Raw genomic sequence first — 21169 nt, forward strand, 5'->3', positions numbered from 1 at the left:
GGCCTTATTTTAGTGAATTCTGGCGAAAAAGGTCCGATTCATGCGATATTCCGGCTTCCGAGTCATCAAAGAGGCGCTCACCGGCCACAAAGGGTGGAAACCGGTCTGGCGTGAGCCCGAACCCAAGGCGCATTACGACATCATCGTCATCGGCGGTGGTGGTCATGGGCTGGCAACAGCGCACTACCTGTCCAAGGTCTATGGTCAGCGCAATGTGGCGGTGGTCGAAAAAGGTTGGATCGGCGGCGGCAATGTGGGGCGGAACACGACGATTGTGCGCTCGAACTATATGCTGGACGGGAATGAACCGTTCTACGAGTTCTCAATGAAGCTGTGGGAAGGGCTTGAACAGGACCTGAACTACAACGCCATGATGAGCCAGCGCGGGATCATCAACCTGTTCCACACCGACGGTCAGCGAGATGCTTATACGCGGCGCGGCAATGCGATGATCCTGAACGGTGCGGACGCTGAACTGTTGGACGCTGATCAGGTTCGTAAGGAACATCCCTATCTGAATTTCGACGATGCCCGCTTTCCGATCAAAGGCGGCTTGGTTCAGCGCCGCGCGGGTACTGCTCGTCATGACGCGGTGGCATGGGGGTTTGCGCGATCGGCTGACCTGCACGGCGTCGACATCATCCAGAATTGCGAGGTCACAGGCCTGCGGATTGAGAATGGCAAATGCCTGGGCGTTGAAACGACTAAGGGCTTCATCGGCGCGAACAAAGTGGGCTGCTCGGTTGCGGGCAGTTCCGGCCGCGTGATGGGAATGGCCGGGATGCGATTGCCCATCGAGAGCCACGTTTTGCAGGCGTTTGTGTCCGAGGGTCTGAAACCAGTTTTGCCCAGTGTCATCACCTTTGGCGCGGGCCATTTCTATGTCAGCCAATCCGATAAGGGAGGGCTGGTCTTTGGCGGTGATATCGACGGCTATAACACCTATGCCCAACGCGGCAACTTGCCCGTGGTCGAGGATGTTTGTGAAGGCGGCGTGGCCCTGATGCCCATGATCGGCCGCGCCCGCCTTTTGCGAATGTGGGGCGGTGTGATGGACATGTCGATGGATGGCTCGCCCATCATCGACCGTACGCCGGTCGAGGGGCTCTATTTCAACGGCGGTTGGTGTTACGGCGGGTTCAAGGCAACCCCGGCCTCGGGCCATTGCTTTGCGCATCTGTTGGCGAAGGACGAGCCGCACCCGGTCGCCACCGCCTACCGCCTCGACCGGTTCCAGACGGGCCGGATGATCGACGAAAAAGGCGTGGGCAACCAACCCAATCTGCACTGAGGGGACTGTACAATGATTATCAACCATCCCCTTTTGGGTCCGCGCGATGCCTCGGAGTTCACATATCTGGGTGATGCCTCACTGATCGATCGCCCGGACTGGCAGTCTGAAAACGCAGCTGAGGCGTTCTATGAATACGGCTATGTCCGCGACAACCCGGCCGGTGCGCATCAGGAACTGTGGTATCACGAGGCCGGAGACCGATCCTGGCTGGTCGTAACGCGCAACACGCTGACGCATGAGATTTCAAAGGTGGAACTGGCCCGTGACGTGGCCCGCGCACGGGGGCGATCCAAATGACGCAGACAAACCGGCTGAATGGCGGCCAGATCGACCGCAACACCTCTTTGTCCTTCAAATTTGACGGGCGCAGCTATACGGCGCATCCCGGCGATACTCTGGCCTCGGCCTTGCTGGCCAATGACGTGCGGCTGATCGGGCGGTCGTTCAAATACCACCGCCCTCGCGGGCTGCTGACCGCCGGGTCCGAAGAACCCAACGGCATGGTCGAACTGCGCACCGGTGCCCGCAAGGAACCCAACACCCGCGCCACAACAATTGAAATGTTCGACGGGCTTGAGGCGAAGTCGCAGAACCGCTGGCCCAGCCTGAAATTCGACGCGCTGGCCGTGAACGATATGTTCTCGAACTTCCTGTCGGCAGGGTTTTACTACAAGACCTTCATGTGGCCTGCCGCGTTCTGGGAAAAGCTCTACGAACCGATGATCCGCCGCGCCGCCGGTTTGGGATCGCTGTCGCAAGAGGCTGACCCGGATGAATATGACAAAGGGTTCCGTCACTGCGATCTGCTGATCATCGGCGCTGGACCCTCTGGCCTGATGGCTGCCCTGACCGCAGGACGTGCCGGGGCAGACGTTATTCTGGCGGATGAGGATTTCACCCTTGGCGGACGTCTAAACAGCGAGACCTATGCGCTGGGTGACCACAGCGCCCCGGACTGGGCGGCTCAAGCGGTTGCAGAGCTATCGTCTTTGCCCAACGTCAGGCTTATGCCGCGCACCACAGTCATCGGCGCGTTTGACCATGGCGTCTATGGCGCAGTGGAAAGGACTGGGGATCATTTAGCCACCCTACCAGTGGGCAAACCCCGTCAGATTCTATGGCGTATTTACACTCAAAAAGCACTGCTTTGTGCCGGAGCCACGGAGCGCCCCATCGCGTTCGAAAACAACGACCGGCCCGGCATCATGATGGCCAGCGCATTGCGAACCTATGCCAACCGGTTCGCTACCACCGCGTCGCAACGTGTGGCGATCTTTACCAACAATGATGACGGCCATCGCACCGCAGCCGATCTGCATTCCAAGGGCGTCACAATCACTGCCGTCGTAGATGTGCGCGAGGACGCACCTACCTGCTATGACTATGAGGTCCTGAAAGGCGCACAAGTTATTGATACCAAAGGCCGCCACGGGCTGACCTTTGTCGAGGTCGCCTTGGCTGACGGCTCAACCCGTACTCTGGAAAGCGGGGCGCTGGGCGTGTCCGGCGGCTGGAACCCGAACGTGCATATGACATGCCATCAACGCGGACGTCCGGTCTGGGATGACGCTTTGGCCGCCTTTGTGCCCGGAGAAAACCTGCCCGTCGGCCTGTCGGTTGCTGGTGCTGCAAACGGGGTGATGTCGACACATGGCGCCCTGCAATCCGGTGCGGAAGGCGCGGCCAACGCGCTGGAACTGACAGGTGTCCTGCCCGACTTGCCCGAAGCTGAGGATGCTCCTGTATCGCAAACGCCATTCTGGTATGTGCAAGGATGCAAGCGCGCCTGGGTGGATCAGCAGAACGACGTAACCGTTAAGGACGTCAAGCTCAGCTATCAGGAAGGGTTCCGATCAGTCGAGCACCTGAAACGCTATACCACGCTGGGCATGGCAACGGATCAGGGCAAGACCTCGAACATCACCGGCCTTGCGATCATGGCAGAGGTGGCCGGCAAGTCGATCCCCGAGGTCGGAACCACCATCTTCCGCCCGCCTTACACACCCGTGCCGATTGGCACTTTCGCGGGCCGGATGAAGGGGCAGGAATTTCACCCGACTCGCCTGACTCCCTCGCACTATTGGGCCAAAGAACGCGGCGCCGTGTTTGTCGAGGTTGGCAACTGGCTGCGTGCGCAGTGGTTCCCCCTGCCCGGTGAAACCCATTGGCGGCAGTCCGTGGATCGTGAGGTACGCCAAACCCGCGCCTCGGTCGGGGTGTGCGATTGTACGACACTGGGCAAGATCGACGTTCAGGGCACCGATGCGGCCGAGTTTCTGAACCGCATCTACGCCAATGGCTTCGCAAAGCTGGCCGTAGGAAAAACCCGGTACGGACTGATGTTGCGCGAAGACGGAATGGTCATGGATGACGGCACCGCTGCGCGGATGGCCGAGGATCACTTCGTCGTCACCACAACCACGGCTAACGCCGTAAGTGTCTACCGCCACATGGAATTTGCCCGCCAGTGCCTGTATCCGGACATGGATGTCCAGTTGATTTCAACCACCGAAGCCTGGGCACAGTACGCCGTGGCCGGCCCCAATTCGCGCAAACTGCTGCAAAAGATCGTGGACCCAGAGTTCGATCTTTCAAACGACGCCTTCCCGTTCATGGCCTGTGGCAACGTCACCGTCTGCGGTGGGCTACGGGCGCGGTTGTTCCGAATCTCGTTCTCAGGCGAGCTGGCCTACGAAATCGCGGTGCCCTCACGTTATGGCGACGCGCTGATGCGGCGGCTGATGGCCGAGGGTGAGGAATTTGACGTGGTGCCATACGGCACCGAAGCGCTGGGCGTGATGCGGGTCGAAAAAGGCCATGCCGCAGGAAGTGAACTCAACGGCACCACCACGGCACTGAACCTTGGCTTGGGCAAAATGGTGTCAAAGAAGAAAGACAGCATCGGCTCGATCCTGTCCGAACGCGAAGCTCTGGTCGAACCGGATGTCCTGCGACTTGTCGGGATCAAGCCGGTACAACCCGAGGATAAAGTTACCGCAGGCGGTCATCTGATGAACGCCGATGGCCCGGTCGATGCTGCCCATGATCAAGGGTATGTCACCTCGGCTGTCTACTCGCCGATCCTCAACAGCAATATCGGTCTGGGCCTCGTGAAAAACGGGGCCGAGCGGCTGGGCGAGAAAATGCGTCTGGTCTCACCCCTGACTGACCTGACCGTCGAGGTGGAACTTGTCTCGGCCCATTTCGTCGACCCTGAAGGAGAGCGTCTACGTGCATGATCTTGTTGCTATAACCGCCCTGGGCGGGACTGACCCGCACGTGGAGACCGTCGGAGGTGTCACATGTACCGAAGTGCCCGGCGTGGCGCTGGCTTCGGTCGCGGCCCGGATGGGGCAGGAAGACAATACTGCCACTTCTCTGGCCACGTTGATCGATGCCCCCACCCTCGATATTGGTCGCTGGGCCGGTACAACGATCAGCGCGTTCTGGGCCGGCCCCGGTCAATGGATGATTGAGGCCCCCTTTGACACCCACGAAGCGCTTGCCGAACAGGTCAAAACCGCCACGGGAGATGCCGCGTCGGTCACCGAGCAAACGGACGGCTGGACGCGGTTCGACCTGAACGGAGATCATATTACTGCGGTTCTGGAACTCCTGTGCCAGCTTGATCTGCGCAAGCTTGAACCAGGCAGCGCGGCGCGCTGTTCGATCCATCATATCGGTTGTTTTGTTCTGTGCCGAACACCCGAGAGCTTCAGTTTCTACGGTCCACGATCCTCGGCCGGTTCACTGCATCATGCCCTTTTGACGGCGATGCGCTCGGCACTTTGATCCATCGGTCAGACCGACGGGAGCGGCGCGTTATCTTCAACTCGAAAACGGTTGATTCTGCGGCGATCTTCGCTGGGGCTTAGCCCGAAAGCCGCCCGATAATGCGTCACCAGAGGCGCGACCGAACCGTACCCGACGGCTGAGGCGATCTGGGGTATCGGGTCTTTGGTATAAACCACCATCTGCCGGGCAGCCTTCATACGCATGGCGCGGTAATAGTGGCTGGGACTTTGACTGGTTGCCTGTTTGAAAGCCCGTTCGATCTGTCGGGGCGTCACCCCCATCTGCTGCGCCACCTCTGCCACGGAAATCGGCTCGCTCATATGCGCAGCGAACAACGCAACACTGCGGGAAACCAGAGGCGGCAGGTTATCGCCCGTGTCGGGCGCAGTTGCTCTGGGCACCTGCTGTTGCACACCGGCGCCGCGCATCATCGGGTGCTGGAACCAACAGGCGACTTCATGTGCAACGTCCCCACCCAGCCTATCCTGAATAAGATGCAATGCCAGATCAAACCCTGCCGCCGCGCCCGAAACGGTTGTTCGACTGGCATCTCTGACGATCACTTCACTGCGGGCATCCATGTCAGGGAATTCCGCTTCGAACGCGGCCTCATAACACCAATGAACCGACACCGGATGACCCTGCATGACACCCGACCGAACCAATGGAAAAACACCTGCGCTGATCCCGCCCAGAACCGTCCCGTGGCGGCCTAGACTGCGCAGGGCACCGTTGCCAAAACTCGGGTTGTCGAAGACCGAAGTCGGACTGCTGAGAAGGAAAATAATATCAATGTCCTTGCAGGCTGCCAGAGATCGCTCGGCTTCGAATCCGACACCTGCGCTGGATTGGACCTTTTGGCCATTCTCGGAAATCAGCGACCAGAGGAACGCTTCTTGCCCCGCGATTTCATTGGCCGCCCGCAGCGGCTCGATCACCGAGGTCAGGCAAGCCATGGGAAAGCCATCAAACAGCAAAAAGCCGATCTCGATTCTGTTTTCAGTCCGCATGGACCTGTCCTAGCAGGAAATCCACCGCTGCCCTAAGCGAAGTTTCAAGCCCAACGGATCAACCCGATGATGGCTGATGTTGCGTAAAACCCCTGTAGCAGCAAAAATGTCCAGCGACGGTCGATCACCGCCCAGGCTGTGAACAGACCCGACGACAATAGCAGAAGCGTAAACCCCAACAGCTCAGCCCCGATATTCGAGGCGATCAGCAAGGCATAGGCCATCGCCAACACGGACCCGGTGATTTCAAACACCGTAGTCAGACTGCGACGCGAGGTTTCGAGTTTTTCCATGCTTCACCCCTGTCCTGTCATGCGGTTTATCGGAGCGGGCTCAGTGATAAAAAAGGTCATTTTGGGCCTTTAATGTTTTGTCTTTTCTTGTGACTAGACCAAGATTATCATGTGACTCAAATGAATGATTGTCATTCTGTGATCTTATTTTGTCATATGGTGGAAAGTGAACGAACGCCTAGAAATTGACGCCCTACGCGCCTTGCTGGCCATTGCTGCACATGGTGGCGTGACCCGCGCGGCGGAACATCTGGCGTTGTCTCAATCTGCGGTCAGCCACAAAATTCGTCGGCTAGAGCAGGCGTTGGATTGTAACTTGCTGGCCCGCCGCGCCGGTAGCCCTTTGTTTACCGAGGCCGGTCAACGGCTGTGCGACTATGCGCGCCGGATCACCGATTTGCATGACGAAGCGTTGTCATCTTTGGGCAAGAAAGCTCTGACCGGAACCATCCGCCTGGGCATGACCGAGGACACCGCCACAAGCGACATCGCCCGAATTGTGGGTCGTTTCACGCGGTTGTACCCTGACATTCGTGTCCGCACCCGCACCAGTCAAAGCCTAAACGTGCAGTCCTGGTTGAAAGCCGGAGAGCTGGATGTGGCGGTGATGCAGATCTTTCGTAAGGACATTCTGCCTGACGATTTGATCCTGTTTGAAGACACGCTGCACTGGGTCAAGTCGCCGGAATTTCACCCGGATTTATCCTCGCCTGTGCCTTTTCTATCCTTCGATAGCCAGTGTTTTTATAAACAATGGGGCATGGGACAAAAGCTGCACCAGTTCGATAACGTTCTGGAGTGCCCGAGTGCGGCGGGCATCCAATCGGCGGTGCGGTCGGGTTTGGGTGTCGCATTGTTGAACGGAATGCACATCACTTCGGACATGGAAATCATCGACAAGCTTTTCCCTGTTCCGCCCCGTATCGCCTTTGTCGCGCGCACGCATCTAAAGCGCCGAAACCCGGCTGCAATAGCTCTCATTCAGGAAATCCGTAAAGAGGTTGAGACCACGATGCCTGTGACCGACGCAGGCTGAGTTAACTCGTCCCGAGATTGAACGCTTTGGACATACGTTCCCGGCGACGTTCAATCGACTTGTGAAACGCCAACTTGCTGAACAAAACAAGCGGGAACATCACCCGTTCACCTAGCCCGTCGATGATGACCAGCTTTCCGCCGCGTTCCTGCGCGCGGACGATGTTTTCAAACCCCATGTCACCGACAATGATCTGCCCTTTTTTGAGATCGTCCATCAGTTCCATGAACTCATCATGCAGCCGTTGGCGCGCCTCCCTGTCCGACGCAACCGCACGCTTTTCGGATTGCAGGGTCGGCGCAAGCCCACCATCTGAACCAGTCAGTTTTTCAACAACCAATGCCGGGCCTTGCGACGTCGGCGCATACCCCATGAACCGCGCGAGGCGTTCGATTTCCGGGCAGCCGCGATTCAACGCGGCCAGATATTCGTTCGCTTCTCGATTCCACTGCCGCAGATTGCCATAGCGCCAGGCCGCATATCGCGGAATCGCATGATGTCGAATAGGTTCATCCACCCGAACTTTCAACAACGCGCATTCAATTTCAGGGTGTTGGAAAATCTTGTAGTTGCGGCTTTCGCGCAGCGGGGTGTGGCCGCTTAGGTCAATCATGTCTGTCAGGTCCCAATCATGAGAAACGTGCGCCGCAAGGGCACTTAGTGCTAAAATCAGTGCCCTTCATAGGGCGTTCTGATTTCCGTGACAATTCACCTTTGTTTCAGCCTGAACTAGCGATGACGCTTCCTGAACCTGTTTGATCAACCAGTTCCGAACCGCCTCGGCGACCTTTGCCTGTCTGGGCGTGCGTTGGGTGACGACGTGGTACCCTTCTTGCACCGGGGTTGCAAAAGAAACGGGTTGGCACAAGCGCCCGGCCTCAAGGTCCCCAGCGACAAATTCCCGGTTGGCCAGCGCGATGCCCTGCCCGGCGATTGCAGCATCGATGGCCAGCGAAGTCTGGCTGAACGCCATGGTCTTTAGCCCGGATACAGGCACCTCTCCCAAAGCGGCCTCCAGAAACAGGGGCCACTGGCCATGGGTGTCTTCGAGCAGAACATGGTTGATCAGGTCTGCAGGCGACTGAATGGGGCTATGCCCTGACGCGAGATCAGGATGGCAGACAGCGATCAACTCTGCAGAAAACAAAGGCACGGAGACCAATCCCGGACCAAACGGTGGCTTACCCTGTCGGATCGCAATATCGACCCCGTCCGTCTGGAAATTCGCCAGCGTGTTCGACGCATCCAGACGTAGCCGGATATCGGGATGATCCTGTGCGAAATACCCCAATCTCGGCACCAACCACCGTGTAGCAAAAGAAGGGGTTGAACTGATCGTGGCAACAACGTCTTGCGGTGACAAGTTTGCGGTTGCCTCGGCCATCAAGTCAAAGGCGCGACGGAGCGGTGCAAGATAGGCCCGGCCCTCATCAGTCAGGGACAGCCCTCTGGCCTGCCTGTGGAACAGTTTGATTTGCAATATTTCCTCAAGCGACCGCACCTGTTGGGCCACAGCGCCTTGCGTGACGCCCAACTCATCAGCGGCCCGACTGAAGTTCAGATGGCGCCCTGATGCTTCAAACGCCTTTAATGCGTTCAAGGGAGGTAAATTACGCATGGTTAGGGATTCAACACAATAGATTTTCTACAAGGTTAAGGCAGAATTACTGATTGGTCAAACGTCGCCGCTGACGCCATTTTTCATCCTAAGTAGACACAATGAGGTGCAACATGACGGACAACAAAGTCGCAATCATTATGGGCGGCGGCAGCGGCATGGGCGCGGAAAGCGCCCGTCGTTTGGAAGCTGATGGGTTCAACGTCGCCATCCTGTCATCATCGGGTAAAGGCGAAGCTTTGGCGACTGAATTGGGCGGCATCGGCTTGACCGGCACCAACAGGTCCAGCGCAGACATGCAAAGGTTGGTGGACATGACCATGGACCGCTGGGGTCGCGTTGATGTGTTGGTGAATTCAGCTGGTCACGGCCCCCGCGCCCCGGTCCTCGAGATCAGTGATGACGACTGGCACGAAGGGCTAGAGGTCTATTTCCTCAACGCGGTAAGGGCCACGCGGATCATCGCCCCGATCATGATTGACCAAAAGTCCGGAGCAATCATCAACATCTCGACCTTCGCGGCGTTCGAACCCGACCCGGTGTTTCCAACGTCTGGTGTGATGCGGGCGGGTCTGGCAGCCTACACCAAATTGTTCGCAGACAAACATGCGACTGACAATGTGCGCATGAACAACGTGCTGCCGGGCTTCATTGACAGCCTGCCGGAAAACCCGGACTGGAAGGCCCGCATCCCGATGGAACGATATGGCAAGGCGTATGACGAAATCGCAGCAACCGTAGCTTTTCTAGCGTCGGACGGTGGAGCATATATCACCGGCCAGAACATCCGAGTAGACGGTGGACTGACACGGTCGGTGTAACACCGGCGACCGCCCTGCCCCGGCTCATAACACTGTACGGTCATTTGCTGTTATCCGCCGGGCTCTGGGACTGAGCCTTTTGACCGGCCCAAAGCCCGACATCGTCGCCGTCGATAATGATCGCCAGATCCCAGAATTTTCGGATCTCTTCTTCAGCGAACTGCGCAGCCATCGGTTCATCCGGTACGCGCTCAACGCGGAAGCCGAACTGCTCAAATCCGCTGTAATCTATGCGGCTTAGAATGACCGGATACACCTCGCGCTCCAACGCAGCTGCAGCAAGAAATCTCGCTACATTGTACACTGATTTCATGGGGCTCACGATCCGAACACCGATATGCGTTGGCCCGCCCTCATCCCGCTCCCAAAGAGCAACGGAAGGGATCAGGCCCACTTCAGGAAATACAACATTCCCGTGCGGCTTGGGTTCTTGATCGCCAGAGATCAGATCATCCAATTGAACAGGTCGTTTAGGCGTTGTTCTGCTTAGGATATCGTACCATGAAATATCTGTCATTTTCTGCACTTGGCCTCTGCAATGATTTCGGCCGCTTTCGCCGCCCCCGGTTCTGGCAATTCAATTTTATTCAACGCGGTCCGATAGACCTCCAGATCACCTTGATCCAAGCAGTCTGAAACCGTTCGCTCGAGTTTCATGAACTCTTTTTCGGTGATGATCGCGCACAGGTCGCGGTCAGCCAACGCCTGGGCGCGTCGTTCCTGATTGTCCAGATACGGTGCTGATTGGGGGATCAGGATTGCCGGAATCTTATTGTAAAGGATTTCGAGAACAGAATTATATCCGGCCGCCGAAATGACCAAATCCGCGGCCAGGCAAAGGGTTGTAGCCTCAAAGGTCTGAACAACGTGAGTATTTGACCAACCGAAGGTGGCCGGCTGAACCTTGCTGCCCGGCCAGGTTACGACAAGATGCAAACAGTCTGACCGGTCCTCAAGCATCCCGGAAATTGCCTGAAGTTGCGCCGACCGGTCCGACGCCACGCCGCCGCCTAACATGCTGACAACCAGATGATCAAACTCACGCCCGAACCGTTCAGCCAGCCGACCCCTAAGTCCTTGGCGTTCATCACCCGACTGGACCACACGGCGAAAGATCGGGCCAACGTTGCGAACGTGATCGCCGTAACTGTAGGTGTCGTTTAGCTCTTCAAAGGCTTCGGATGGCACTATGACCTTGTCGAATACGGCCTCACGCTGGAGCATTCTTGGCCTGGACCGCCCATCAGGCCACAACCCACGCCGTATCCAAACCGCCGACAAGTTGCGCTCAAGGATCGTTCGGTAGACGGAATCAAAGACATAGCCGCCGTCAAACACCAACCTGTCATTTTCCTGCAGAGCTGCGCCAAGTCGGCGGTAAGTCAGGATATCGTTGCCATTAAAGTTGGCTGATACTTCAGTCCGCTGAACCAGAGGGATACTGTCCATGCCTTCGCGGCGCACAAGTGGAACGCAGCTGGGAAAGGCCGCAAAAATCGGGGCTATATCATCCGGCAATTCTTTGGCAATGATAGCGCATCGCTGAGCGTGTCCCAATCCAACCCCGTTGGTTGGAAAAAACACTGTTCGCTGTGCCGTTCGAATAGGTTCGCGTTTTTGGGGCTTTAGGTCTGCTGCCTTTTCCAACCGGGAAATGTCCACCGAATGCAGCCACTGGGATTTTGTCGCCTGTTCAGCCACCCCGGCAAGGTTCTCAAGTATCTTCCCTGTGAGGTACCCGTCCAGCGCAAGCGGCGTTTTGGGCCCGATCAAAGCCGGGGCGCCGGAGGACACAATGGCCTCATCATCCGTGCAATCTATCGCGACCCCACCAGTGGCGATCAGCTCGACTGCAAGTGCGGCCATGCGAACCCCGGCGACACCATGACCAAACATCACCAGGACATCTGTCGTTTTTGCCAAAATACGGGCGGAAAGATCGGTATACAAAATAGTCGGCAGATCATGAAAGGGCGACTCATTGATCACCTTGTTCTGCGCCCCGTTGACGATAAGTTGCAGAGTATAGTCACTGCGATTGCTCATCCGGGCCAAGCAAGAGAGCGTCTCGGGCGCGTCAAGTTCCATGGACCCCAAGACCACGGCAACATTTGGCTTTTCGACTGCCAAACGAGCCGTTGGCCGAATGTCTGCGACCAAGGGACAGGCCGCCGAAGGTAACATCGAGCGCGGCTGGAAATCCGAAAGGTCCAACACCGTGGCTTCACGCCCAAGGGCATATGCCAGACGCGCCTTTGCACCGATATAACTTTGCTGCGTTTCGAAACGGCCCGTGGCAACCACTGGTACGTTTGCCGCCAGTTGCCTTTGCCGCAGGGACGCAAGAAGAAGATCATCAATCTCCTCGGCGCCAAGCACAAATACCCTTTCGACCTCATGCTCGCCCGGATCGACCAAAAACTTGGCAGCATCGTAAACCCGGCCGCGACCTGCGTCTTTCGGCAAGTATTCGGCATCGATACACACGTTAAAACCGCGTGCGGTCAGCTGATCGGCAAAGATCAATTGCGCATCAAAGGTCCGCAGCGAGCGCGTGCCAGCCTCAATGAAAATCATTTCATAACCCCGCTGTCTGCGGTCAGGACATTTGACAACATTGCCCTGAAACTCTCTGCCGAGTAACGCTCCAGCACCTTTTGCGACCGTGAGACCTGTTCATGATATCGCTGCGGGTCAGCGACCAGATCAGATATGACCCGGTCCACGTCGCCCGGATGACACGTAAGGACACCATCGCCGAAATTTGCCCCGGTTTCCGGATTGGTAAGAACCACTTTGCCAGCGGCCAGCGCTTCGGTCACGACGCGACCAAAGCTTTCTTGCCAGGTCGGCGCTGTAAAATAGACGTAGAAATCGATCATTCCAAAAAACTCGTCCACACTAATGGCGTCAAAAGGCAGCAAGGTCCAATGGGCCCGAAGAACACCCGCGTTCAGCATGGCATCAGCACCCAGAATGACATTGCTTTGAGAATGCTCGGGAAAGCACATGTCGAGGTCGGAAAGCGATGGGAACTTTTCAAACCCCGGTCGTGAATGCCTGCCCCGACGGTCCTGTGGCTTTTCGCACGGAGGACTTACATCCGTATGGCAGATGTTGAACCAGTCGGTGTCCCGAACCCTCCACTGCCTTGCTAAGCGCGAGCTGTCCAACCAATCGTTCACGGTCTTGCGATTATGGGGTGAAATCGGTGCCAGGGTTCGCTTCAGCACAAAAGATGACGCCTCAATCTGGTTCAGGCAGCCGGAAACGTCGAACCCTTCCTCGCCGCCCGGACGCAAGAAATTTTCATGCGTCACAACGATCAGATCACGGGCAAAAACTTTGGTGTTCAGTGCCTCGTTGAACTTTAGAAACGATGGATTGTGCAGGATCACGTAATCCGCACTAATACGCGGCGCATCCCAAATCAGCGGGATATGCAATTCGTCCAACACCTGCCGAAGTGCCGGCGCAACAGATTGATTTTCGCCAAAAGTTCGCGAAGTTATCGCGTGCACCTCTAGCGTTCCAAAGTCCACAGCCACCCGCAGTTCGGCCGCAACCGCTGCTGACGTTCCACCGGAAAACCGCGGTTCAATGATGTAGGCGATCTTTGGACGCACTGAGCAATTGATGGCCTCGAGCGCCGTCATAAGCTTTAATGCGCCAGCTCGTTGTCGGTCGCAGCAGCCGCGGTACCGGCTGTCGGACCGGCGGTATAGCCAAAGTTTAAAGTGCCCGTGGACGCGGCCTCGTAAAAGCTGCGCAATTCGACCGACAGTTCATCGGTTCCGGTCAGCAATCCGGGATTTCTTTCCAGATACGAGCGTAGCGCCTGGGTGTCATTGGCCGACAAGAGTTGATCGATGGCAAGGAGATGCTCAAGCGTGATCTCAGCGCGCGCATCCTGCGCCGTCGTTAGAAATAGTAGCGCGGTTACTATGCCAATAAGTCTGCTTTCAGTCATTTTACAAAAACCCGTCGATACTTTTTAACTTTTCACAATTCAACTTAGTCCTTCGCACTTACCCTATAATAGCGCCATTAGTTTGTCGTTGTCCTGAGTTTTTTCAGAACCTGACTTTTAAGGCGGTTAACCGGGCTACTTTGGGTTGTGGTCCGGCGGCTTTTCTTGGCCACCCGTTTGACCGGAGCTTGGCCAAGACCTTCGCCGGCCAAATACAATTCGATCACCCCGGTGGGTGTTTTGGATTTCGATCCCGTGAAATCGCGCAACAAGGCGCCTGCGTCCTTAGCAAGGGCGGCAGCTTTGGCCGCATCCTGTCTGTGATAAAACCGCACATTGGATTGGGATACTTTGTAACCAACGCGCGCCGTTCCGCTAAGTTCATGCCCTGTCGTTGTTAATTCAGCAACAAATGAGTCCACAGCATCATTGGGAATCTTGTTTGGCGCGTAGAGCCTGAATGACGCGCCGCCACCACTTGCACTCGGATTCGATGGCTTGGCGTCTTCGCTCGGTAGGGCCGCAATATCCTCGGTAGGCAATGCCGCGGGTGTGGCCGAATCCTGCGGGTTTGGAGTCTGTTTCAAAGTAAGCGCCTGTGGGATTGGCGGGCTAAGCGCCACGTCTTCCAGCAAGATCGAAGGATCAGATGAAACGACTTTCAAAGGACGCTCAGCAGGATTACCCGCCAAAGGACGATCTGGCTGAGGTTCCAGGATCCGAATTGACGGCAACTGGTGATCTTCTGCGGCTTCCAAAGCCACCGGAGATTGCAACGACACAAGCTGTGAAGACACGCTGGGCGCGCGCTGCGGGGGAATGATCTGGTCGATCGAAATCGTCAAAGGATCAATTTCTGTGGAAATCTCATCCACCAAGGCAATCCGCGTGGCGAAAAGCTCTGGTTCAAGTTCATAAGGCAGAAAACTCGGGTTTGCCTCTTGTTTTGGTAGGTCACCAGCCCCGCCCACCGGCAACAGCGGTGGTTCAAGCGCCGCAACAAATGACAAGACGCTAGGCGGCACGCTTGAGGTGCTGGGCTCAACAACCTCGGTGCTAGAAGAAACAGTAGTCTTACGCCGCGAGGGCGGGATCGGGTCAATCGAAATCGCCACTGGATCAAAGCCTGCAGAAACTTCGTCCAGCAAAGCGATCGACGTAGTAAAGAACTCTGGTTCGAACTCATAAGGCAGGAAACTGGGATTAGCCTCTCGTCTCGGCAAATAGCCAGCGCCGCCTACCGGTAGTAACGGTGGTTCAAGCGTCGGAACATACGACAGAACGCTAGGGGCCAGACTTGGAGTGCCGGGATCAACGATCTCGGCCGTTTCCGCCAACTCGGACTGAAGGGGCGCTGATGAGGCAAGATTGCTCAAATCCTGCGTCTCTTCCAATTCTGCGCCGGATGACGACGGCAATGATGACGCGTCGAACAAATCGGCGGAAATGACAGTTTCGCCCCCTGCTCCACTCGGCACATCAGGTTGCGATGGTCCGGTTTGGCCAAAATCGTCTGCCGCTGCACCATCAGTAGACCCAATAGCCGCGCTTTCAATCGGGTTCGATACACCCAATCCGAACAAAGTCAGAAATATCGAAGACGAAGCAACCACACCGATGGAGCATCCAAGGGCCACCAAGCTCCACCTGATCCTGCGCCGCGTCCGTTGGTGATCTTTCAGCTGTTGCAGGAGCTTTTTGGACAGGCGATGATCAACTTCCTCGGAAGACAGTATTAAACTTAACTCTGCCCTCGTCAGCGCGCTTAAGGACGCGTCTTCGCTGACCAGAGCGTCATCAGACGGGCCCGGCCTCCCTGCGCCCTTTTCTTCCAGAACGCTCTTGGCTGTTGCTTGGTCTGGTTTAGCAGCTGCACGATCAGTCTGTTCACGATTGGTCGGCTTGTCTTCCTGTCTCGGTGTCCGTGTAGAGGTTGCTTTGTCTCCGCCTTGCAGATCTCCCTGACGGGCCTCAGGACTACTGGGGTCTGCTTTTTTCGACTCGGCTGCACGACGGGCAAGCACTTCATTTCTTTTGTGTCTTGCTTCCTCTACCTGAGCGGACCATGGCTTTTGCTTGCTTTGGGCACGCTCATTTGTGGTTGATTGGTTGGTCCTACGGCGAACCGGTTTGGGTTGTTGACCCTCTTTGTTTTGCTGCGCAGGCGCCGAAAGGTTTTTTTCTCGTTCTACCCGCGCTTTTTCAAGCACCTTCTGCCACTCGGGGGATTGCACAAAATCATAGATATCCGCCGTTTGATTGGCAGTTTTCTTGGCAACTTTAGGTCGAGTTCTTGGGCCGTTAGCCTTTGTCATAAATTCCCCCGACTGGCCGCCGAAACAGGCCCTATTTTATTGTAAATTCGACAAACCGGTTACGCCTTAGCGCCGAAAATTCTAAAAGATTATGTTTAAACTATAAAAAGATGGCCACTCGAAAACAAGTCGACCGAACCCGCAATCGCCCTGTCACATAGGCAATTGGCCTTGTGAAATGGGTTCTCAGGTATCCGAAACCGTCCACCAAAGCGCCATTGATGCCTAGTGTTCCAAAAAATTTTGTTCCAATTCCTATTTCAAGCTAGGCTGTGGAAAATTGGTGGGGGCCACAGGACCACTCTGGTCGCACTGTCGGAGGAACTTAGCTAAACGCTTGGATTTTAATGGAAGATATCCAGAACCATCCGGACCTATTTACTCTGATTGACCACCCCGATCCTGCGTGTGGCAACATGGTCGTGGTGGACTGGACGCTCGGGAATTCGTGCAGCTATGCGTGCAGTTATTGCCCAAAGGCTTTGCACGACGGTTCGCTTGAGTGGCAGAAAACCGATGACGTTCTGAATCTGTACCGTCAATTAAATCGACACTATGTGGATGAATTAGGCAAGATTGTCTGGCTGCAGTTTACAGGCGGCGAACCCACAATGCATCCTCGCATCATTGATCTGCTAGGTCATGCGTCCGATATAGGGTTCAAGGTCAGCCTGATCAGCAATGCGTCGCGCACACTTCGGTTTTGGGAGATGATCAACAGCCGCCTGAACAGCGTTATCCTGACCTATCATGCCGAATTTGCAGAGCTGAGCCATTTTATCCAAGTGGCGGGTACGATGACTGACCGTATCACCGTTCATATTAACGTGACGATGCATCCAGATCGTTTTGATCAGACGCTTGAAGATGCGCGAGAATTACGCGCGGCGCTGCCCACCGCTTCGATTTCCTTGAAACCGTTGCGGAAAGATTTCGGAGTGCAGCTGTACGATTACACCGACGACCAGTTGCAGGTTCTCGCGGTGGGTTTGCCCTCGGACAGGGCCCCGGTTGGTGAAGAACCTCGATCACTGATGCGCGCAACCACGCGGTCGGGCCACACTGAGATACTCCGCCCCAATGACTTCCTTCTTAGGGATATGAACCGCTGGCGTGGATATAAATGCAACGTAGGGCTTGAATCCCTTCGGGTCCGGGGGAATGGCGAAATCTTCCGGGGCGTCTGCGGCGTTGGGGGCAAAATAGGGACTCTCGGCGACGCGCTTGACCTGCCTCGCGGTCAAATTCGATGCACAAAAGACGCATGCTCTTGTCTGGCCGACATCCTGATCCGTAAGGAGATATAACTTCCGCGCAATTAATAGGTCAAAGTTCAAATGCGGAAATCAGGTAAGGATGGCGGAGAGACAGGGATTCGAACCCTGGAGACGGTTTCCCGCCTACACACTTTCCAGGCGTGCGCCTTCGACCACTCGGCCACCTCTCCGTGCGCGCGATATTTGGACCATCGCCGGGGGATTTGCAAGGGGCGATTAAAGCGAAAATTCAACCTTCCGCAGTTCCGCCACAAACCCCGTTACAGCTCATCCCCATCACCGTCTGCAAGATCGGCCTCGGTCATGTCCGCAGGCTTGGAAGACAGGGGTTCGGTAGGTGTTCTTTCCGTTGCAGGTTCGGTTTTTTGCGCACGCCCCTGCCCTTGCAGCGTCTCAGGATTGCGCAGCCAGACATCGCGCTGTGCGAAGGGGATTTCAATACCTTCTTCGACAAACCGGCGGTTGATCTCGTGGTTCATATCCGATTTCACCGAAAGCACCCAGTTCACGTCGCGCAAGATGGCGCGAATTTCAAAATCCAGCGAATCCGCACCAAAGCCCTGAAACACCACGCTGGGCGCTGGATGCGCCAGAACCATCGGATGGGAATTGGCAATCTCACCTAAAATCTTCTCGACCACGCGGGTATCCGTGCCGTAGGCCACGCCAACCGGCACGATAACGCGCCCGATCGTGTTGCCCCGCGTGTAGTTCGTCACCACCCCGCTGATCAGGTCCGAGTTGGGAACGATCACATCAGTTCGGTCAAAGGTTTCAATCCGGGTCGACCGTACCGAGATATCGCGCACATAACCCATCATCCCATTCACATCGATCCAGTCCCCCTTGGAGATTGGGCGCTCGACCAGCAGGATGATCCCCGACACAAAATTCGACACGATGGTCTGTAGTCCAAAACCGATACCAACCGACAAGGCACCCGCGACAATGGCTAGCGAGGATAGATCAAATCCCGCCAACATGATGGCCACCAGCGCGGCCAGGAAAATCCCCACATAACCGGTGCCAGCAGCAATAGCGTTCTGACCGCCCGGATCGATACTGGTTTTGGGAAGCAACGAATTCCGCAGCCCGCTTTGCAGCAGCCGGGTCAGTCCGTAGCCGATGACAAACACGATCAGGAAGGTAAAGAAGTTTCTGGGCGAAATCGTAACGCCGCCAATGTCAAAACCAAGCAGCAAACGCGACCAGACTTCAAGCAAGTCAGTCTTTCGTGCGCCCCAATACAGCGCCAGAACCGGCAAGGTCAGAATGGCGATTATAAACCCGGCCAACACCGAAAACAGTGAGTCCCGCGCCGACTCACCTTGCCCGCTGAGCCAGCCGTAAACCGAGGTGATAAAGCGATGAAAGATCGTCAAAGCCGCAAACAGAACCAGCGTTTTCACCGCCGGGAAAACGATCCCCTCGGCTGCGTTGGTATATCCAATAGCCGCCAAAATCGGGCTCGCGATCCCCAGCAAAAAAATCGCCTTGCGCAGAAAGTCCATCAGCTGGGTCAGCCCGGCACTTCGCGGCGTTTCACCAGATTGCCCATCTTCGGCTTCCGGTTTTGAGGTCTGAATCCGGCGGATACGCAGAAGAACCAGCGCGGTTCCCACTACCACAGGAAAGCCGATAACGGCCCGGGTCGCGTCCGAAATGTTTTCGATCTGATCAAACAGCAGCCCGAATTCGTACACGATCAGGAAGATCGCCAGAATATCCAAGTATACCCGCAACTGCGTGACACTCTTGCGGGATAGCCGGTTAAAGTTCTGTGCCGCCTGCGAGATGTGAACCTGACGCCCGATCCAGTCGTAATAAAAGATAATCGCGGCCCAATAAGGAACATTCTGGATTAATAGCGTTCCGCGCAATCCCGGCAGGCCAGTCATGATGATCGCCTGAACCAGCAACCAGACACCCAGCCATGGCAGCAGAATCCGCAGCAGTGAAACCAGAAACGACCACACGCCGCTGCCCCGGCCGCCCAACTGCCGCAGATATTCACCGGCAGCCTCGGACCAGTAACGCCCGTAATACAGCAAAACCCCCGCAGCGACGGTTAGGAAGAAAATGCCCAGCCCGCGCTCTTTCAGGTGTTTTTGAACGATTTTGGTTTTCAGGTTCAGCGCAGATTCATTGATCAGGCCTCGCACAGCCTCGACAATATCGACCCAGGCTGGGCCCCAATAGACAGGGTTAAGCGGCGATACACCGCGTTCTAAAAGCTCTTTTGTCTGCCGCTCGCGCAACAGGCTGTCTATCTCGCTGATCAGGCCGTTGGCGCGGCTGAACGCTTCTTCCGAGATGATTTGCGGCACCTGCAGGCTGGTCAGTTGGTTTTCCAGATGCTCGCGAAGCTTGGCAATCTCTTCGGGTTCGGTCGCATCCCCTTCGGGGGCTGGTCCCAACGCCTTGATCTGCGCGTCCAGCGTCTGGATACGGTCGGTATTGGCGCCACGTGCATTGTTGAAATCCTCACGATAGTTGTGGATTTCAGCCCGCAGGTTTTCCAAAGCCGCGTTTGACGTGCGATCGGATTCGATATCCTTCTCGGCGCGATCCGCCGTCTCAAGCCAGTTCTGGTAATATTCGCTTTGCCGATCAGTCAACTGGGCGGCAACGGGGCCGCCCAGCATGGCAAAACAAACCAGAAGAAACGCAAGAAACAGGCGAACCTGCCGCAGCATCATACGTCCTCGAATACGCCAGGAATGCTGCGTGGGGCTTCGGTCATCCAATCTGGCACCGGCAGTTCCTTTTCACGCAGGAATTCGGGATTGAACAGTTTGGACTGATAGCGCGTGCCAAAGTCGCATAGGATCGTCACAATGGTGTGGCCCGGCCCCAGATCCTTGGCCAGACGCACCGCGCCCGCCATGTTGATCGCGGTCGACCCGCCCATAACCAGACCCTCCTCGCGCAGCAGATCAAAGATGTATGGCAGCGCCTCGTTATCGGTCATCTGGTACGAGAAGTCTGGCTTGAACCCTTCAAGGTTCTTGGTAATGCGCACTTGACCGATACCTTCGGCGATCGAGCTGCCCTCCATAGCGATCTCACCAGTGGTGTAGTACGAATACAGTCCTGCCCCCATCGGATCGACCAGAGCGATCTTGACGCCCTTGGGCTGCAACGCGTCGGCCACGCCGGCCAGCGTACCACCCGAACCTACAGCGCTGACGAAGCCATCAACCTTGCCGCCTGTCTGCTCCCAAATCTCGGGGCCGGTGGTTTCCACATGGGCCTGACGGTTGGCAACATTGTCGAACTGATTGGCCCAGATCGCGCCATTGGGTTCAGTCTGCGCCAGTTCCTCGGCCAGACGGCGCGAATAATGCACAAAGTTGTTGGGGTTGCGATACGGGGCGGCCGGAACCTGAACCAGTTGCGCGCCCGCCAGACGCAGCATGTCTTTCTTTTCCTCGGATTGGGTTTCCGGGATCACGATCACCGTTTTGAACCCCATCGACGCGCCCACCAATGCAAGGCCAATACCGGTGTTACCGGCCGTGCCTTCGACAATGGTTCCGCCGGGCTTCAGCTCACCGCGCGCAATTGCGTCCTTGATGATGTAGAGCGCTGCGCGATCCTTGACCGATTGCCCCGGGTTCATGAACTCGGCCTTCCCGAGAATCTCGCAACCGGTCTCTTCACTGATGCGCTTCAACCGGATCAGCGGTGTTTTCCCGACTGCGTCGGCAAGGTCTCGTGCAATGCGCATGGCGCCCTCA

General features: G+C 56.5%; 18 protein-coding genes and 1 tRNA gene. 7 read left to right on the top strand and 12 right to left on the bottom strand.

Annotation, left to right across the window (positions count from 1 at the left end):
- Positions 1–40: 40 nt before the first annotated feature.
- From ACR0M2_RS01420 to ACR0M2_RS01435, 4 genes are read left to right on the top strand one after another with little or no spacing between them, the layout of a single operon-like run.
- The gene (locus tag ACR0M2_RS01420) at positions 41–1291 is read left to right on the top strand and encodes a sarcosine oxidase subunit beta family protein (protein WP_480703862.1); all 1251 of its coding nucleotides are present in this window, start codon (positions 41–43) and stop codon (positions 1289–1291) included.
- A 12-nt stretch (positions 1292–1303) separates the two neighbouring features.
- The gene (locus ACR0M2_RS01425; RefSeq protein WP_480703863.1) at positions 1304–1591 is read left to right on the top strand and encodes a sarcosine oxidase subunit delta; all 288 of its coding nucleotides are present in this window, start codon (positions 1304–1306) and stop codon (positions 1589–1591) included.
- The gene (locus ACR0M2_RS01430) at positions 1588–4533 is read left to right on the top strand and encodes a sarcosine oxidase subunit alpha family protein (RefSeq protein ID WP_480703864.1); all 2946 of its coding nucleotides are present in this window, start codon (positions 1588–1590) and stop codon (positions 4531–4533) included. The genes ACR0M2_RS01425 and ACR0M2_RS01430 overlap by 4 nt, the downstream gene beginning before the upstream one ends.
- The gene (locus ACR0M2_RS01435) at positions 4526–5086 is read left to right on the top strand and encodes a sarcosine oxidase subunit gamma (protein ID WP_480703865.1); all 561 of its coding nucleotides are present in this window, start codon (positions 4526–4528) and stop codon (positions 5084–5086) included. The genes ACR0M2_RS01430 and ACR0M2_RS01435 overlap by 8 nt, the downstream gene beginning before the upstream one ends.
- An 8-nt stretch (positions 5087–5094) precedes the next feature.
- On the opposite strand, the gene ACR0M2_RS01440 is transcribed toward ACR0M2_RS01435, so the two are convergent.
- Positions 5095–6099 (bottom strand): GlxA family transcriptional regulator, encoded by a 1005-nt coding sequence (locus tag ACR0M2_RS01440; protein ID WP_170375027.1) that lies wholly within the window; start codon positions 6097–6099, stop codon positions 5095–5097.
- A gap of 44 nt (positions 6100–6143) precedes the next feature.
- Positions 6144–6392: a hypothetical protein gene (locus ACR0M2_RS01445; RefSeq protein WP_170358151.1), complete on the bottom strand. Its 249-nt coding sequence runs from the start codon at positions 6390–6392 to the stop codon at positions 6144–6146.
- Positions 6393–6558: 166 nt separating this feature from the next.
- Here ACR0M2_RS01445 and ACR0M2_RS01450 point away from each other — a divergent pair, with 166 nt between their 5' ends.
- The gene (locus ACR0M2_RS01450) at positions 6559–7428 is read left to right on the top strand and encodes a LysR family transcriptional regulator (RefSeq protein WP_226688538.1); all 870 of its coding nucleotides are present in this window, start codon (positions 6559–6561) and stop codon (positions 7426–7428) included.
- A gap of 1 nt (position 7429) precedes the next feature.
- On the opposite strand, the gene ACR0M2_RS01455 is transcribed toward ACR0M2_RS01450, so the two are convergent.
- Positions 7430–8041, bottom strand: a complete 612-nt coding sequence (locus ACR0M2_RS01455) for a YrbL family protein (protein WP_170358149.1) — start codon at positions 8039–8041, stop codon at positions 7430–7432.
- A 66-nt stretch (positions 8042–8107) separates the two neighbouring features.
- Positions 8108–9046: a transcriptional regulator GcvA gene (gene gcvA / locus ACR0M2_RS01460; protein WP_226688539.1), complete on the bottom strand. Its 939-nt coding sequence runs from the start codon at positions 9044–9046 to the stop codon at positions 8108–8110.
- 113 nt (positions 9047–9159) lie between these two features.
- On the opposite strand from gcvA, the gene ACR0M2_RS01465 reads away from it, so the two are divergent.
- A complete protein-coding gene (locus ACR0M2_RS01465) occupies positions 9160–9867 on the top strand; it encodes an SDR family oxidoreductase (RefSeq protein ID WP_170358145.1) in 708 nt (235 codons plus the stop codon).
- Between the two features lie 40 nt (positions 9868–9907).
- Here the strand turns inward: ACR0M2_RS01465 and ACR0M2_RS01470 are convergent, their stop codons facing one another.
- The 5 genes from ACR0M2_RS01470 to ACR0M2_RS01490 all read right to left on the bottom strand — a co-directional run bounded on the left by ACR0M2_RS01470 (position 9908) and on the right by ACR0M2_RS01490 (position 15474).
- Positions 9908–10384 (bottom strand): hypothetical protein, encoded by a 477-nt coding sequence (locus tag ACR0M2_RS01470; protein WP_226688540.1) that lies wholly within the window; start codon positions 10382–10384, stop codon positions 9908–9910.
- On the bottom strand, positions 10381–12444 hold the full coding sequence (locus tag ACR0M2_RS01475) for a glycosyltransferase (protein ID WP_480703866.1): 2064 nt from the start codon (positions 12442–12444) through the stop codon (positions 10381–10383). The genes ACR0M2_RS01470 and ACR0M2_RS01475 overlap by 4 nt, the downstream gene beginning before the upstream one ends.
- Positions 12441–13523 (bottom strand): hypothetical protein, encoded by a 1083-nt coding sequence (locus ACR0M2_RS01480; RefSeq protein ID WP_480703867.1) that lies wholly within the window; start codon positions 13521–13523, stop codon positions 12441–12443. Before ACR0M2_RS01480 ends, ACR0M2_RS01475 begins: the two co-directional genes overlap by 4 nt.
- Positions 13524–13528: 5 nt before the next feature.
- Entirely contained in the window at positions 13529–13837 is a 309-nt protein-coding gene (locus ACR0M2_RS01485; RefSeq protein ID WP_170348487.1) for a hypothetical protein, read from the bottom strand.
- A gap of 77 nt (positions 13838–13914) precedes the next feature.
- Positions 13915–15474 (bottom strand): hypothetical protein, encoded by a 1560-nt coding sequence (locus ACR0M2_RS01490; protein WP_480703868.1) that lies wholly within the window; start codon positions 15472–15474, stop codon positions 13915–13917.
- 1025 nt (positions 15475–16499) lie between these two features.
- Between ACR0M2_RS01490 and ACR0M2_RS01495 the strand changes: the two genes are divergently transcribed.
- The gene (locus tag ACR0M2_RS01495) at positions 16500–17459 is read left to right on the top strand and encodes a radical SAM protein (RefSeq protein ID WP_480703869.1); all 960 of its coding nucleotides are present in this window, start codon (positions 16500–16502) and stop codon (positions 17457–17459) included.
- A gap of 50 nt (positions 17460–17509) precedes the next feature.
- Here the strand turns inward: ACR0M2_RS01495 and ACR0M2_RS01500 are convergent.
- The 3 genes from ACR0M2_RS01500 to ACR0M2_RS01510 all read right to left on the bottom strand — a co-directional run bounded on the left by ACR0M2_RS01500 (position 17510) and on the right by ACR0M2_RS01510 (position 21159).
- A tRNA-Ser gene (locus ACR0M2_RS01500) sits at positions 17510–17599 on the bottom strand.
- Between the two features lie 90 nt (positions 17600–17689).
- Positions 17690–20125, bottom strand: a complete 2436-nt coding sequence (locus tag ACR0M2_RS01505) for a DUF3772 domain-containing protein (RefSeq protein WP_480703870.1) — start codon at positions 20123–20125, stop codon at positions 17690–17692.
- Complete coding sequence (locus ACR0M2_RS01510) at positions 20125–21159, bottom strand: cysteine synthase A (RefSeq protein WP_170348483.1); 1035 nt, start codon at positions 21157–21159, stop codon at positions 20125–20127. Before ACR0M2_RS01510 ends, ACR0M2_RS01505 begins: the two co-directional genes overlap by 1 nt.
- Positions 21160–21169: the final 10 nt, after the last annotated feature.

This window comes from Ruegeria sp. BE10, from assembly GCF_056538905.1.

Excerpts from the sequence above, each read along its gene's own strand:
- ACR0M2_RS01465 (WP_170358145.1), top strand. The coding sequence starts at position 9,160 with ATGACGGACAACAAAGTCGCAATCATTATGGGCGGCGGCAGCGGCATG.
- ACR0M2_RS01445 (WP_170358151.1), bottom strand. The coding sequence starts at position 6,392 with ATGGAAAAACTCGAAACCTCGCGTCGCAGTCTGACTACGGTGTTTGAA.
- ACR0M2_RS01480 (WP_480703867.1), bottom strand. The coding sequence starts at position 13,523 with ATGACGGCGCTCGAGGCCATCAATTGCTCAGTGCGTCCAAAGATCGCC.
- ACR0M2_RS01420 (WP_480703862.1), top strand. The coding sequence starts at position 41 with ATGCGATATTCCGGCTTCCGAGTCATCAAAGAGGCGCTCACCGGCCAC.
- gcvA (WP_226688539.1), bottom strand. The coding sequence starts at position 9,046 with ATGCGTAATTTACCTCCCTTGAACGCATTAAAGGCGTTTGAAGCATCA.
- ACR0M2_RS01510 (WP_170348483.1), bottom strand. The coding sequence starts at position 21,159 with ATGCGCATTGCACGAGACCTTGCCGACGCAGTCGGGAAAACACCGCTG.
- ACR0M2_RS01440 (WP_170375027.1), bottom strand. The coding sequence starts at position 6,099 with ATGCGGACTGAAAACAGAATCGAGATCGGCTTTTTGCTGTTTGATGGC.
- ACR0M2_RS01425 (WP_480703863.1), top strand. The coding sequence starts at position 1,304 with ATGATTATCAACCATCCCCTTTTGGGTCCGCGCGATGCCTCGGAGTTC.
- ACR0M2_RS01505 (WP_480703870.1), bottom strand. The coding sequence starts at position 20,125 with ATGCTGCGGCAGGTTCGCCTGTTTCTTGCGTTTCTTCTGGTTTGTTTT.
- ACR0M2_RS01430 (WP_480703864.1), top strand. The coding sequence starts at position 1,588 with ATGACGCAGACAAACCGGCTGAATGGCGGCCAGATCGACCGCAACACC.
- ACR0M2_RS01455 (WP_170358149.1), bottom strand. The coding sequence starts at position 8,041 with ATGATTGACCTAAGCGGCCACACCCCGCTGCGCGAAAGCCGCAACTAC.
- ACR0M2_RS01470 (WP_226688540.1), bottom strand. The coding sequence starts at position 10,384 with ATGACAGATATTTCATGGTACGATATCCTAAGCAGAACAACGCCTAAA.
- ACR0M2_RS01495 (WP_480703869.1), top strand. The coding sequence starts at position 16,500 with ATGGAAGATATCCAGAACCATCCGGACCTATTTACTCTGATTGACCAC.
- ACR0M2_RS01475 (WP_480703866.1), bottom strand. The coding sequence starts at position 12,444 with ATGATTTTCATTGAGGCTGGCACGCGCTCGCTGCGGACCTTTGATGCG.
- ACR0M2_RS01485 (WP_170348487.1), bottom strand. The coding sequence starts at position 13,837 with ATGACTGAAAGCAGACTTATTGGCATAGTAACCGCGCTACTATTTCTA.